This window comes from Pseudomonas sp. AKS31 (assembly GCF_023634765.1).
In the GTDB taxonomy this organism is placed as follows: domain Bacteria; phylum Pseudomonadota; class Gammaproteobacteria; order Pseudomonadales; family Pseudomonadaceae; genus Aquipseudomonas.
The window spans coordinates 72,595-87,447 of sequence record NZ_JAMLFX010000005.1 but is presented as its reverse complement, the minus strand read 5'-3'; the positions used below and the strand labels follow the sequence as shown (position 1 = coordinate 87,447).

Below are 14,853 nucleotides of genomic sequence, written 5' to 3'. Positions count from 1 at the left end.
AAAACCTGATCTTGCTGGGCAGTGCCAACCTCAACGGCACCGGCAACAGCGTCAACAACCGCATCACCGGCAACATCGGCAATAACATCCTCGACGGTGGCATGGGTGCCGACACCTTGATGGGTGGTGCCGGCAACGACACCTACGTTGTGGATAACATCAACGATGTCGTCATCGAACAGGTTGGTGAAGGCCACGACCTGGTCAGAGCCAGTCTCAGCTATACCCTCGGCGCAAATGTCGAAGACCTGACGATGATTGGCAATTCCGATGGATCGCTCAGGGGCAACGCGCTGGACAACGTCATCACCGGTAATGCCGGCTCCAACTATATCGATGGCGGGCTTGGCGCGGACACCATGATCGGTGGTGCCGGCAACGACACCTACTTTGTGGATAATCTCAACGATGTTGTCACCGAACTTGCCGATGAAGGTATTGATACCGTCTGGACCAGCGTCGATTTCACCCTCTCGGACAACGTCGAAAACGGCTTTATGACTGGCAATGCCAACTTGAATCTGACGGGGAGCGCGCTGGATAACACCTTGAATGGTAACGAGGGCAACAACATCCTCTCGGGCGGTCTCGGTGCCGATCGAATGTCTGGCGCGGGCGGCGACGATACATACGTCGTGGATAACGTCAATGACATCGTGCTAGAGGCCCCGGATAAAGGTCACGACCTCGTCAGCACTTCGGTCGACTACACGCTGGGGGATAACGTCGAGGACGGCACGATAACAGGCAATGCAGACGTGAAACTGTCGGGCAACAATCTTGATAACATCCTGATCGGAAACTCCGGCAATAACGAACTACAGGGCTTTGACGGTATCGACCAACTATTCGGTGGAGCAGGCAACGACATACTGTACGGCGGCATCGGCAATACCACACTGAACGGTGGTTCAGGCGCCGATACCTTTGCCTTCACCAATCTGTTTCTTATTAACGCCGTAATGGGGGGAACCTCTCCCCAAAACGTCATTACCGATTTCAACGCCCTGGAAGGCGACAAAATCGATTTCTCCAATTTCGACAGCGATCCGATGGCCCTCGGCTTACAGCACATGACCTTCGTTGGCTCGAGTGAATTCACCGGCTTCGGGCAACTGCGTTTCGTCGATAATGTTCTATCGGGGAACATGAGCGCAGACGCTGGCGGTTACTTCGAAGTGCAAATGGTAGGTGTCAACTCGCTCAACGCGAACGACGTCATCGTCTGATCTCTTCGCTGCCCGAAACAATCGAAGCCGAGCAATAAAAACACCCCGCCGAGGCGGGGTGTTTTTCTGTTCGCGTTATCTATTACCTAAGCCAGCAACCCCAGCTCTTTGGCCCGCGCCACTGCCTGTGTGCGCCGCTCAACCCCCAGCTTGCTGTTGATATGGCTGGCGTGGGTTTTCACGGTGTGCAGGGAAATGAACAATTGCTCGCTGATCTGCTGATTCGAACAGCCTTGAGCAATCAGGCGCAGGACGGCCAGTTCTCGACTGCTGAGTTGCTCGGCCACTGAAACCTCCGCGACGGGACGCGCAGCGGGAACAGGCAGGTGTTCCAGCAATTGCTGACTGACGGCTGTCGAAGCGATCGCGACCAATTGCCCGCGCAACCAGTCGCCATGCTCCTTCACCAGCAGATCGAATGGCTGCGCCACGCCGCCGGTTGCCGCCTCCAGCGCCTGACTCAGTGCTTTTCTGGCCTCCGGCTCACGCCCCCCCACCAGCAGCAACGCCACCTTCTGCGTCAACGCCATCACACTGAGCAACTGCCGGCCGGTTTGCTGGCCGTTTTCATGCAACACATTCAACCGCCCTTCGGCGAGCATCGGTTGCCCCTGAATCATGTCGAGCAGCGCTTGTTGCAGCTCCACATGCAGCGGCAGTTGTGGATGAAATTCCGGTGGTGCGGCGGCGCGTTCTCCCGTGTATGTCTGCCCCAACCGCGCGAGCCACGCTTCTGCCAGATCAGTGCGACCCTGCGCCAGCCACAGCTCACATTTGACCAGCGTGATCATCGCCAAATAGTAGATCGGCGGCACATCCCAGATGTGCATCAGGCGTTCGGCTTCGGCGAGCTCGGCAAAGGCCTTGGCGAACTCGCCACTGCTGCCATCCAGTCGAGCGATCACGCAGTGGCCGATCAACACGCTGATATCGCGACAGGCTCGCGCTTCGCCGATTCCGGCCAACAACCGCACGCGCGCGGCCTGCGGCTGCAGGCGCATGGCCAACAGAAAACCCTCGTACAGCGTCAGCCGTGCACGCACCGCGTACAAGCGCTGTGGCGACAAGCCGCGCAACCGCTCCAGCCCCTGATGGACCTCATCGAGAGCACGCAGGATTTCGCCGCGAGCCTGCAACACCCGCGCACGATCGTAATGCGCCAACGCTTCGAACAAGGGATTGCCGACGCGCTGTGCCAGTTCCAGGGATTCGCGGTTAAGCCCGCGTGCGCGCCACAGATCGCCATCGGCAATGGCCAGATTGGACAAGGTCGATAGACACATCAGCCGTTGGCCATAACGTTTGGCCGGCAGGCTTTCCAGAGCTTCAGTGCAGTATCTGATCGTCAATTCCCGATGCCCACGCCCGCGCGCAATGATCCCGCTCAGCGCCAGCCATTGCGCCAGCATCGACTTCTGCGCGGTAGCGGAGGGCGCCGGCAGGAAGCGGCTCAGGTGGCTGGACAGCTCTTCGGCGGCATCGAGTTGACAGGCCAGCCCCAGCGCCCAGCTGTACAACACAATCAAACGCGGAGTACTGATCAACAGGCTGTCGGGCAAGTCCATTTTCCAGCGCAGCAGCATGCCGACGTTCTGCTCGGCGAGCAGTTGCTCCTCGGAAAGGTTCTGTACCAGATTTGCCGCCACATCGAGGTGACCTGCACGCAGCGCCTGTTCGACCGCCTCGTCCAGCAGCCCTTGAGCGTTGAACCAGCGACAGGCACGCAGATGCAGCGTTGCCGTCGGCACCATCGCTTGCGCAATCGGCCGACTGCGCAATAAATCAGAGAATAAATGGTGATAACGATACCAGTGACCATGCTCGTCCAGCGGCACCAGAAACACCTGATGCGCCAGCAGGAAACGCAGGATCTCGGCACTGTCATGGGCTTCACGAACGGCATCGCACAACTCGCTGCAAAAACGCTCTTGCGGTGCGGTGTCGTAGAGAAAGGCCTGTACTTCGGCGGGCAGGCAATCGATGACTTCCTCCAGCAAATAGTCGCGGATCAGCCCTTCCCCGCCGTTCAGTGCTTGCGGCAACGCGGCATCGTTGCCCGCCTCGGCCACCGCCAGCAACCAGAAGCGCAAACCGGCGACCCAGCCTTCGCTGCGCTGGATCAGGTTTTCCAGCGCTTCACCGCGCAGTGAACTGCTGTGACGATCGAGCAAGGTCAGGGCTTCGTCGTATGTCAGGCGCAAGTCCTGTTCGTGCAACTCCAGCAACTGCCGCGACAGCCGCAAGCGCGCCAGATGCCAGTCCGGACGCTGGCGGCTGGTGACCATCACCAGCAAGCCATCAGGCAGATGGTTGAGGAAAAATTGCAGGCAGCGATCGAGCACCGGGCCTTGGGCGAGATGGTAATCGTCGAGCACCAGCAGCAGCGGCGCGCCGGGATCGAGGTGCCGGGTCAGTTCATCGAGCAGGCCGTCGAGCCATTCTTCAAAAGCAAATGGCTGATGGCGCTGACGCATTTTCAACAGACCGAGAGCGCCAGCGCCCAGGGCCGGAAAGTAGTCCTGCAAACCTTCGAGCAAACGCTCAAGAAAACGTCCGGGGTCGCTGTCACGCGGGCTCAGCCCCAACCAGAGGCTTTGCCAGTGCGCCGGCAGGCTCTGACAGAACTCTACCGCCAGCGAGCTCTTGCCGAACCCGGCGGGAGCGCTGACCAGCAACAGCCGTCCACCGAGCCCGGCCTGCAGGCGCTCGCAAAGACGTGGTCGCAAGACGTAGCCGTCGGGCAACGGAGGGCGAAAAAAACGCCCGTCCAGTGCCGCGACGGCAACGCTTGCGGGACCCGGAAGTGGGGACAGATCAGTCATGGCCGGCTCTTGTTCGAATTGCTGTTGGCGGCATTGCAGATGTCCGCAGACTAGCCTTAAACGTACCGGGAATGAAGGTTGCTGCTACAAATGGCTACAAAAAGGCTACATCCACCTGTGAACCCTATCCTGTAGGAGCTGCCGGAGGCTGCGATCTCTTGATCTCGCATTTGCCGCTGAAAAGTCAAAAGATCGCAGCCATCGGCAGCTCCTGCGAAAGCAAAAAAAAACGCCCCGAACCAGTCAGGGCGTTTTCACGAGGATGCGGCCTCGGGTTACAGCGGGTTAGCGAACACCGTCCTGACGCAATGCGGCCGGAGTGAAGTCGCTGGTGGTGGCGGTGAAACCGAAGTCATACGCGCTCTTCTCTTCGTTCTTCATGCCCAGTGCCAGATAACGGCCGGACTGCAGGTCGTAGAGGGTTTCCAGGGCATACCACGGCACTTGCTTGTCGTAGTAGTTCTCGGCGTGTGCTTCGGCGACGCGCCACAGTTGGCCACGACCGTCGTAGTGGTCGATCACGGCGGCTTGCCAGGTGTCCTCGTCGATGTAGAAGTCACGCTTGGCGTAGATGTGGCGCTGGCCTTCTTTCAGGGTGGCAACCACATGCCAGACGCGGCGCAGCTCGTAACGCGCCAGATCCTGGTTGATGTGGCCGGCCTTGATGATGTCGGCGTATTTCAGTTTCGGATCGTCGAGCTTGTAGCTGTCGGAGGCGATGTACATTTCTTTCTTGCCTTCGAGCTTCCAGTCGTAGCGATCCGGAGCACCGTTGAACATGTCGAGGTTGTCGGAGGTACGCAGACCGTCGGCGGCAGTACCCGGCCCGTCATAGGACACTTGTGGAGCACGGCGTACACGGCGCTGACCGGCGTTGTAGACCCACGCCGAACGTGGTTCCTTCACCTGATCGAGGGTCTCGTGAACCAGCAGCACACCACCGGCCAGACGTGCCGGCGCAGTCACTTTCTGCTTGAAGTAGAACAGGATGTTGCCCGGGTTTTTCGGATCGTAGTCCTTCATCTTGTCGCGGAACACGAACTGGTCCTGGAAGTACACCAGACTGTACGAGCCGTTCGGTTGCGGTGTGGCCTGAGTCACCAGACGGGTCACACTGCCGCCGCGGTAGCGGGTGATGTGGTTCCAGATGACTTCCACACCGCTCTTCGGAATCGGGAACGGTACCGCGGTATCGAAGTTTTCCAGACCGTTGCCGCCGGACACCAGGTTGGTGGTGGTGGCGTTTTTCCTGATCGCGGCGAACACATCATCCGGCACGGTCGCGCCGCGATGGGACGGGTAGACCGGCATTTTGAAGGTGTCCGGGTAACGCTTGAACATCGCGTACTGACCTGGCGCCAGCTTGTCTTTGTACTTGTCGACGTCTTTCGCGGTGATGGTGAACAGCGGTTGCTCACTGGCGTACGGATTGGACAGGAAACCCTTGCTGTCGACCGAACCGGCATTCTTCGGCAGTGGTTTCCACGCCGGGATCGAACCATCGGCGTTACCGGCCATTTCGGCGCCCATCGGCGTCAGGCTCTTGCCCAGTTTGTCGGCTTCGGCAGCAGGCACCGCGGCCATGACGCCGGTCGCCAGCAGCGACAGGCCCAGAACACCGGCGTGGAACAGACTCTTTGTTATTTTCATAAATTCGTTCGTCCTGAAATGCAGTGCTTAGAAGTTCACGCCGAAGCTGAGCGCAACGAAGTCGCGGTCATCCACGGTGGTGTACTTGCCGTCGAAGAAGTTGGTGTAAGCCAGGCTCGCGGTGTAGGTGTTCTGGTATTCGGCGTCGACGCCCAGGCTGACCGCTTTGCGACCTTCCTCGAAGTTGCCGCCAGGGCCTGGCGAGTAACCGCTGACGTCATGGGACCAGGCCACGTTCGGCTTGAGGTTCACACCGGCGAAGACGTCGTTGTATTCCCAGATGGCGCGACCGCGGTAGCCCCACGACATCGATGTGGTGAAGCCGTCGTTGTCGCAATTGCGGCTGCGGTTGTTCTGTGGCGAGCCCGGGCCGGCGCCGTTGATGGTGCTGTTGTTGAGAATGTTGGCGCAGGTGTTGGTGGTGCCGGTGGCCGGCAACTCACCAGGGCCGTAGACCGGATCGCGGCCATAACGCATGTCGGAACGGCTTTCCAGCCCACCGACGTAGGTCGCGCCGACTTCGCCGACGAGGGTCAGACGGCTGGCGCCCATGACCTGATCGAAGAAGTGCGTGAACGTTGTCTGGATCTGGGTGATTTCCTTGCGCTCATAGCCATGCAGATCCTGACCCGGCACGCCGGTTAGCAGCGAAGCATTGGTCAGTGCGCCGCCCAGCGGACGTACGCCGGCGAACAGGATGTCGGTGGAGTTCAGTTGCACCGGAGCGTTCGGACGGTAGCTGATCTCACCGCTCCACGCCGTACCGGTAGGCAGGGTGGTGGAGAAGCTCAGACCGTAGAGGCGAATATCTTCAGGGTATTCGATGAAGTAATTCGAGTTGCCCGCGACCAGCAGGGGTGCGAGTGCCGCGAAAGGCCCAGGCAGAGAGGCTGCGGTGTTGTACACCGATTGCGGTGCACCGGTGGCGCTGAAAATCGGCGCACGGCTGTGGTAGTTCATGAAATACGCGCCGAACTCGGTATCCAGCGGCTCGAACATGTACTTCAGAGACGCGCCCCACTGACCGCTGTCACGGGCGTCACGATCCGGACCACGGCGTACCAGAACGCCCTCTTCGTTGACGTTGACACCGTTGGCCGCCAATGGCCCCAGCGCGACGGCCGGGATTTGCGAACGCTTGTTGAGTACGCGCAAGTTGTTGTCGCAACCGTCGGCAACGATGTCCGGCTGCGAGAAGAACGTGCCGCAGTTATCGACAACGGTCTGGTCCCATTCCAGTTGATAGAACGCTTCGGCCGAGAGGTTATCGGTCAGGCTCTGGGACAGATAGAACATGTTGACCGGAATCAGGCCTTCCTTGATCTCGGCACCCGGACGGCGGAACGCCGATACGTCGATCGGGTTGATCGAGTTGATGCCGCCGCCAATGAAGGTACTTTCACCCCAGCTCACCACCTGCTTGCCCAGACGCACGGAGCCCGGCTGATCGGCGATCGCGTAGTTGTGGTAGACGAAGGCGTCGAGGATCTGCCCGCCGGACGACTTGGCGCCCTCTTTGCGGTTGCTGTCGCTGATGTCCTTGAACTGGCGGCTCTCGTCCTTCAGTTCGAAGTCGTACCAGTATTTGCCACGGACAAACACACCGGTGTCGCCGTACTTCAGTTCAAGGTCATGGATGCCCTTGAAGATTTTCGAAAAGGTTTCACCACTCTTGAAGTTGGCGTGACCGTCATCGGACGTTTGCGACAGGCCGTGGCCGCCGTTGTTGACGCCGATCAGGTTCTTGTTCGGGCTCTGAGTAGACCAACTGGCACCAATCGACAGGGACGAGTCGAACTGGCCCTCGATTTCACCGACGTTGAAACTGACGCCGAATGCGGGCCCGGCGAGCGAAGAAGCAAGACTGACTGCCAGAGGCAGTTTCGCCCGGCGCCAGAACTGGTTTACTGAGGTCATCGACGCTACTCCATGTGCATTATTGTTATGGCAGTGAGTACTTTTAAAAACGCCTGAAGGACCGGGTGCCAGAGACAACCCGAAACCACTCCAAAGATGCATCGCCCCGTTTTGTGCGTGTGCCCCGTTCTTAAAAATCCTTGAGCGGACTATAGCCAGCAGGTGGTACTGCTTGATCCCTCTAAAGTGTGATTTGCAGCCGCCAACCACTCTGGAACAGTCCTTTCGCCAGTCCGACACAAGTCGGCACGGCAAGGATGGCTGATTTTTTCGATTTCACAAGCCAAGCGCTTGCTTGGTGGGTCTGGCGCGCCGTTTTCGGCGCGCCAGCAGACACTCAAAGTGTCGAGAGGAAGGTGCTGTTGTTGGCCTGCCATTCGGTGATGTCGAGGCGGATGCGCTTCTTGTCGAGCTTGCCGACACTGGTCTTGGGAATTTCCGTAACAACGGCGATCTGGCTTGGAATTGCCCACTTGCTCAAGTGACCCAGTTCGACGAACGGCTTGAGGTGTTCCTTGAGCTCGCGTGCCCCGATCTCGTGCCCTTCGCGGATCACCAGCAGGGCAAACGGGCGCTCGCCCCACTGCGGATCGGCGATGCCCACCACTGCTACTTCGCGTACCGCGACGTGACGGCTGATCAGGTCTTCGAGGTCCAGCGAGGAGATCCACTCGCCGCCGGTCTTGATCACGTCCTTGATGCGATCGCGGATGTCGATCACGCCCATGCTGTCGAGCGTGGCGACGTCGCCGGTGTGCAGCCAGCCGCCCGCCCAGAGCTCGGCGCCCTTCTGCGGTTCGTTGAAATAACCTTCGGTGAGCCATGGCGCACGCAGCACCAATTCGCCCTGGGTCTCGCCATCGGCCGGGAGAAAGTTACCCTCGGCGTCGACAATCGCTGCTTCCACCAGCGGCCCCGGCACACCGGCCTTGATCCGATAGGTGGTGCGTTCGTCTTCGGTGCCGGCCATCAACTCATCGTTGAGATGTGCACAGGACACCAGCGGCCCGGTTTCCGACATGCCGTACGCGGCGGTGAGCTGAATGCCCCGCGCCTTGGCGGTTTCGTACAGCGTGCGGTTGAGTGCGCTGCCGCCAATAACGATTTTCCAGCCGCCGAAATCGGTGTCCTGCGCGCCTTTGGCGTTGAGCAGCATTTGCAGGATGGTCGGCACGCAATGGGAGAACGTGACCTTCTCTTTGCGCCACAGCTCGACGAGTAATTCCGGATCGTAGCGTCCCGGATAAACCTGTTTGAGGCCCAGCATGGTCGCCACGTATGGCAGGCCCCAGGCATGCACGTGAAACATCGGTGTGATCGGCATGTACACGTCGTTGGTGCCGAGCAGGCGCACGCTGTCGATCGCGCCCATGATTGTCGACACACCCATGGTGTGCAGGACCAGTTGCCGATGGGTGAAATACACGCCCTTCGGATTGCCCGTAGTGCCGGTGGTGTAGAACGTGGTGGCAACCGAATTTTCGTCGAAATCCTGGAAGTCATACTGCGGGCTCGCGGCGGCCAGCAGTTGCTCGTACTCGCCGACCAGGTTCGGCAGATCGGCAGTTTTCTCCGGCAGATCGGTCAGCAGCAGGGTTTTCTCGACCGTGGTCAGGTGCGGGGCGATCGCTTGGTATAAACCGACGAACTCACTGTTGACCAGCACAAAGCGGTCCTCGGCGTGGTTCATGGTGTAGAGGATCTGCTCCGGCGACAGGCGCACGTTGATCGTATGAATCACCGCGCCAATCATCGGAATCGCAAACATGCATTCCAGGTAACGATGGCTGTCCCAGTCCATCACCGCCACAGTGTCCCCGGCCTTCACACCGTTCGCCGTGAGGACATTGGCCAGCCGCGCCACACGCTCGATCAGCGTCGGGTAGCTATAGCGGATCTGGTCACGGTAGATGATCTCGCGGGTTTTCTCGTAACGGGCGCCGGACATCAGCAGCCGTTTAATCAGCAATGGATACTGGTAGGCCCCATCGGCCGGGGGAATGACGCGAGTCTGCAACATATGAATCCCTTTTCTGGCTGCACGGTGTTGGCGTAGAGATCGGTACTCTAGAACCCTTATACGCCAGCCAAATCAGCCAAAGGAATGATTTGCAGAGCCGTACAAATGCTAGCTTTGCGCCAGCATTTGTCGGTTTTCTTCATCGGTCAGGCTGTTTGCCCTACAGCCTCTTCGGAAGGTGTGCGTGGGAAAACCACCGCGGCTAGAAAGGTCAAAGCGCCGAAACCCGCAAGAATCAAGTAAAGGCCTACAAAACCATGGCGCGGTTCGACATAGGAAATCAGCGGAATCGCCGTCGCACTGGCACCAAACGATAAACAGTAACGCAGGGCGAAGACGCGCGATTGCCACTGCGGGGCGACGAAGTTGGCGACCATCGCATCGTTGACGGTGACCTGACCAAACACCACGAACATGAAGGCTGCGCCGAGGGCGATCACGACCCATCCGTCGGCATAGGAAAGCGCAAGCAACAGTGGCGCCTGGCACAGCGTCAGGACAATGAACGGCCATTTCAGGCTGAGCCGATGCAGCACTCGACCGATGCTCAACTGTGCGACCGCGCCAAAGGCATAAGCCAGACTGACCACCACGCCAAGGGTTTGTGGCGAAGCGAACAGTTCATGCAAACGCTCCTGAAACAGCTTCGGATAGGTCATGGTGGTGGCGTTGAACACGACGCCGCCAGTGGCCGTCGCCAGCGCCAGCACGCCGAACACCATGAGCATGGAAATACGCTGGCCAGCGGCGCCTTTGAGTGGCGTGTGCGCACGCTTCGGAATCGGCTCTTCACGCACCTGCAAGGCGAAGCCAGCCCCCAGCACAATCGCCACCGCGCCCGGTAACAGAAACGCCGAGCGCCAGCCGAATTGCGCCACCAGCAAGCCCGTGATCAGCGCCGAAAACGCCACGCCCAGATTGCCCCACATGCCATTGATGCCGATTTCCCGGCCACGGTTCTGCGCGTAGGCGACCAGCATTGCCGTGCCGACCGGGTGATAAATCGCCGCGAAAATGCCGATCAGGGTCAGACCGATCACCAGCATCGTCGGACTGTTACTCAGGCCAGTAAAAATCGCCGAGGCACCAATGCCAAAGAAAAACACCAGCATCATCTGCCGCCGACTCCAGTGATCGCCCAGCCAACCGGCGGGTAGCGAACAAGCGCCGAAGGCAATGAACCCGCCCAGTGACAGGCCGATCAGCGTGGCGTAATCGAGGCCGAAGGCCTGCGTCATACCGAGTACAGCGGCAGGAAAGATCAGCATGAACATGTGATCGATCACATGGGCGGCGTTGATATAGCGAATAACGTTTCTGGATTGCTTCATGGCGGCACGCTTTACGTTGTTGTGTAGCGCTTATGCTAAGTTGGCCGCAAAGCGCATTCCTGCCAAGCAAGTCATCAAACCAGACATGTTGATCAGCCACTTCGAACACGGCCCGGTGAGCGCCTACCCCCGGGATTATCTGGATGGCGCGCACCAGCCACTGCACCTGCATCGTGAGGCGCAGTTGTTGTATGCGGTCAGCGGGATCATGCGCGTGGTCACGGCGTCGGGCGCATGGGTGATTCCGCCAAGTCGTGCGGTGTGGATTCCGCCAGAAGTGGCGCACGAGATTTTCATGAGCGGCGACGTGCAGATGCGCTCGCTGTTCATCGCGCCAGAACTGTCCCCCGACAGCCTGCAACAGTGCTGCGTATTGGCAGTGACACCGCTGCTGCGTGAACTGATCCTGCGTGCCGTCCAAGGGCCACCGCATGCCGACAACCCGCTGATTCAGCAGTTGATGCTCGAAGAGCTGGGCAGCCTGGAAAACCTGCCCCTGCACATTCCGATGCCTAACGACCGGCGCCTGCAAAACATTTGCCTGGCGCTGCTGCACACTCCCGATCATGCCAATACCCTGGAAGACTGGGCGCAGCAGGTCGGCGCCAGCTCACGGACATTGGCGCGGCTGTTTCAGCAACAAGTGCAGATGAGTTTCAACGCCTGGCGCCAGCAACTGCGCCTGATGGAAGCCCTGCCGCGCCTGCTCGCCGGAGACAGCGTGCAACGTGTGGCGCAGGACCTGGGTTACGGCAGCGCGCGGGCGTTCAGCGCGATGTTTCGCCGTTTGCTGGGGGAGAATCCCCGCGAATACCTCAACAACCTGAGCAAACTCAGCGAACTCGTGTAGGAGCTGTCGAGTGCAACGAGGCTGCGATCTTTTGACTTTGTTTTTAAGATCAAGATCAAAGATCGCAGCCTTCGGCAGCTCCTACACAGTCCGATCAGTGCATTTCGGTAAACGCGATTTTCACGCCGAGCGCGATCAGCACCGCGCCCATGGTGCGGTCGAACCAGTGGCCCATGCGGGCGAAACCGGCACGTACGCGTTGCTGACTAAAGAGCATCGCAACGAGGCAGAACCAGATAGCAGTCGCGACCGCCAGGTAAATCCCGTAGCCGGCCTGCACCGCCAGTGGTGTGTGCGGGTTGATCACCACGGTAAACAGCGACAGGAAAAACAGCGTGGCTTTCGGGTTCAGGCCGTTGGTCACGAAACCCGAGGTGAACGCGCCGCGTGCTGTGCGCACGCCAGCCTCTTTGTGCAGGTCATCGGTGACGGTTTTCGCCGGTTGCGCACGCAATGCCTTGAAGCCGATGTACAGCAAGTAAGCCGCCGCCGCCCATTTCAACGCGTTGAACAACACGATCGACTGCGACACGATCAGGCCGATGCCGAGCAGCGAATAACCGACATGCAGGAAAATCGCTGTGCCGACGCCCAGTGCCGTCCAGGTACCGGCGCGACGACCGTGGGTCACGCTCTCGCGCACCACCACGGCGAAGTCCGGGCCGGGGCTGGCGACGGCCAGCAAGTGGATCAGTGCAACGGTCAAGAACTCGGTCCAGTACATGGGGGCTCCTTTCGGCCAAGCGTATCAATTTGTTTCATCTGGTAGGCTCGGCAGATTACGCCCAACGCTCACAGCACAAAAGGTACAGTTGATGACGAACACGCGCCGTGCGGTATTCCTTGATCACCCTTCGCTGGATCTCGGCGACCTCGACCTCAGTCCGTTGCGCGCGTGTTTCAGCGATCTGCAACTGTTCGCCCAGACCTTGCCAGAGCAAGTGGCCGAGCGCCTGCAAGGCGCCACCGTAGCGATCACCAACAAAATCCTGATCGACGCCGCCGCCATGGCCGCCAACCCCGACCTGAAGCTGATCCTGATCACCGCCACTGGCACCAACAACGTCGATCTGGCCGCCGCCCGCGCTCACGGCATCACTGTGTGCAACTGTCAGGGTTACGGCACGCCGTCGGTGGCGCAGCACACGATCATGCTGCTGCTCAACCTTGCCACGCGTCTGGCCGATTACCAGAAAGCCGTCGGCGAAGGTCGCTGGCAGCAGGCAAAACAGTTCTGCCTGCTCGACTACCCGATCGTCGAGCTGGAAGGCAAAACCCTCGGCCTGCTCGGTCATGGCGAACTCGGCGGCGCCGTGGCGCGATTGGCCGAAGCGTTCGGCATGCGTGTGTTGCTCGGGCAGATTCCCGGGCGCCCTGCTCGCCCGGATCGTTTGCCGCTGGATGAACTGCTGCCGCAAATCGACGCCCTCACCCTGCACTGCCCACTCAACGAACACACTCGCCATTTCATCGGCGCCCGCGAACTGGCGTCGATGAAACCTGGCGCCTTTGTGGTCAACACCGCCCGTGGCGGGCTGATCGATGAGCAGGCGCTGGCTGATGCCTTGCGCAATGGCCACCTCGGCGGCGCGGCTACCGATGTGCTGAGCGTCGAGCCGCCGACCAACGGCAATCCACTGCTCGCAGCGGACATCCCGCGCCTGATCGTGACCCCGCACAACGCCTGGGGCAGCCGCGAGGCACGCCAGCGAATCGTCGGCCAATTGACCGAAAACGCTCAGGCGTTCTTCAGCGGTAAGGCGCTGCGGGTCGTCAGTTGATAGACTGCGGCACTTTTTTTTGAGGAGCAGTTATGGATCCGCGCAGTGAAGTACTGCTTCGTCAGCCCGAGTTGTTTCAAGGTTCGTTGTTGTTGGCCGGTTTACCCGCCGATGATTTGCTCGGGCGCCTGCCCAACGCATTCGGCTGGTGCTGGCATGCCGGCGACCAGGCCGCACTGGATGCACGCTTTGAAGGCCGTAGCCATTTTGGCGTGAACATACCCGAGCGAGAATTCGACAGCGCCGTGGTGTTTCTGCCCAAGTCCAAAGACCTCACCGACTACATCCTCAACGCCGTGGCTTCGCGTCTGGCCGGGCGTGAAGTATTTCTGGTCGGGGAGAAGCGCAGCGGCATCGAAGGCGCATCCAAGCAACTCAACCCGTTCGGCAAACCACGCAAACTCGACAGCGCGCGTCATTGCCAGCTCTGGCAAGTCACCGTGGCCAACGCCCCTGAAGTGAAATCCCTGGAAAGCCTGGCGCAGACCTATGAATTGCCCTTGGCCGAGGGTCCGCTGAAAGTTATCAGCCTGCCGGGCGTGTTCAGCCACGGCCGCCTCGATCGCGGCAGCGCCCTGCTGCTGGAGCATCTGGACAAACTGCCGAGTGGCCATTTGCTCGACTTCGGTTGCGGCGCGGGCGTGTTGGGGGCTGCGGTCAAACGTCGCTATCCGCACAATCAGGTGACTCTGCTCGACGTCGATGCCTTCGCCGCCGCCAGCAGTCGCCTGACATTGGCGGCCAATGGTCTGGAAGCTGAAGTGCTGACCGGTGACGGTATCGACGCTGCGCCGATGGGTTTGAACGCAATTCTGAGCAACCCACCGTTCCATGTCGGCGTACACACCGATTATTTCGCTACTGAGAACTTGCTGCGAAAAGCGGCGAAACATCTGAAAAACGGCGGCGAACTGCGCTTGGTGGCGAACAGTTTCCTCAAGTATCAACCACTGATCGAAGAGCATCTGGGCGTCTGTGCGATCAAGGCTGAAGGCAACGGTTTCCGGATTTACCGGGCCAAGCGCGGCTGAAAATTTGTTCTTGCCCAAACGGATTTGCCTAGGCAGAATCCGCTCCGTCCTAGGGGAGTAGTCTCCCACGAGCACCAAGCTCGTCCGGCATACGTCAACATACTTGATCCTCAGATCATGGCGTATGCGACCCAAGCGTCCGCAGCAGACGGATCGCAGGGTTTGACAAGACCTATGACACGCACACCTTACCCGGGGCGGGAAGGCTGTACGTGTCATAGC

At 59.8% G+C, this 14,853-nt stretch carries 10 protein-coding genes, 1 pseudogene and 1 riboswitch; of the genes and pseudogenes, 5 read left to right on the top strand and 6 right to left on the bottom strand.

What is annotated here, in order from left to right; genetic code table 11:
• Window positions 1–11: 11 nt before the first annotated feature.
• Window positions 12–338, top strand: a pseudogene (locus tag M9827_RS28005) (calcium-binding protein); the annotation flags it as partial.
• Between the two features lie 177 nt (window positions 339–515).
• Window positions 516–1,229 carry a calcium-binding protein gene (locus M9827_RS28000; RefSeq protein WP_502943460.1) on the top strand — a complete coding sequence of 238 codons (714 nt, stop codon included), beginning with the start codon at window positions 516–518 and terminating at the stop codon, window positions 1,227–1,229.
• Between the two features lie 86 nt (window positions 1,230–1,315).
• Here M9827_RS28000 and M9827_RS16415 read toward each other — a convergent pair whose 3' ends face one another.
• From M9827_RS16415 to M9827_RS16395, 5 genes are all read right to left on the bottom strand, one after another.
• Window positions 1,316–4,051: a winged helix-turn-helix domain-containing protein gene (locus M9827_RS16415; RefSeq protein ID WP_250606215.1), complete on the bottom strand. Its 2,736-nt coding sequence runs from the start codon at window positions 4,049–4,051 to the stop codon at window positions 1,316–1,318.
• A gap of 285 nt (window positions 4,052–4,336) precedes the next feature.
• Window positions 4,337–5,701, bottom strand: a complete 1,365-nt coding sequence (locus tag M9827_RS16410) for a DUF1329 domain-containing protein (protein WP_250606214.1) — start codon at window positions 5,699–5,701, stop codon at window positions 4,337–4,339.
• A 27-nt stretch (window positions 5,702–5,728) separates the two neighbouring features.
• Entirely contained in the window at window positions 5,729–7,618 is a 1,890-nt protein-coding gene (locus M9827_RS16405; protein WP_250606213.1) for a DUF1302 domain-containing protein, read from the bottom strand.
• 337 nt (window positions 7,619–7,955) lie between these two features.
• The gene (locus tag M9827_RS16400; protein WP_250606212.1) at window positions 7,956–9,638 is read right to left on the bottom strand and encodes a fatty acid--CoA ligase; all 1,683 of its coding nucleotides are present in this window, start codon (window positions 9,636–9,638) and stop codon (window positions 7,956–7,958) included.
• A gap of 146 nt (window positions 9,639–9,784) precedes the next feature.
• Window positions 9,785–10,969: an MFS transporter gene (locus tag M9827_RS16395; RefSeq protein WP_250606211.1), complete on the bottom strand. Its 1,185-nt coding sequence runs from the start codon at window positions 10,967–10,969 to the stop codon at window positions 9,785–9,787.
• An 85-nt stretch (window positions 10,970–11,054) separates the two neighbouring features.
• On the opposite strand from M9827_RS16395, the gene M9827_RS16390 reads away from it, so the two are divergent.
• Window positions 11,055–11,819, top strand: a complete 765-nt coding sequence (locus M9827_RS16390) for an AraC family transcriptional regulator (protein WP_250606388.1) — start codon at window positions 11,055–11,057, stop codon at window positions 11,817–11,819.
• Window positions 11,820–11,913: 94 nt separating this feature from the next.
• On the opposite strand, the gene M9827_RS16385 is transcribed toward M9827_RS16390, so the two are convergent.
• Complete coding sequence (locus M9827_RS16385) at window positions 11,914–12,543, bottom strand: LysE family translocator (RefSeq protein ID WP_007912807.1); 630 nt, start codon at window positions 12,541–12,543, stop codon at window positions 11,914–11,916.
• A 91-nt stretch (window positions 12,544–12,634) separates the two neighbouring features.
• Between M9827_RS16385 and M9827_RS16380 the strand changes: the two genes are divergently transcribed.
• The gene (locus M9827_RS16380; RefSeq protein WP_250606210.1) at window positions 12,635–13,600 is read left to right on the top strand and encodes a 2-hydroxyacid dehydrogenase; all 966 of its coding nucleotides are present in this window, start codon (window positions 12,635–12,637) and stop codon (window positions 13,598–13,600) included.
• A gap of 32 nt (window positions 13,601–13,632) precedes the next feature.
• Complete coding sequence (locus M9827_RS16375; protein ID WP_250606209.1) at window positions 13,633–14,631, top strand: methyltransferase; 999 nt, start codon at window positions 13,633–13,635, stop codon at window positions 14,629–14,631.
• A 39-nt stretch (window positions 14,632–14,670) separates the two neighbouring features.
• Window positions 14,671–14,795: riboswitch (yybP-ykoY riboswitch) on the top strand.
• Window positions 14,796–14,853: the final 58 nt, after the last annotated feature.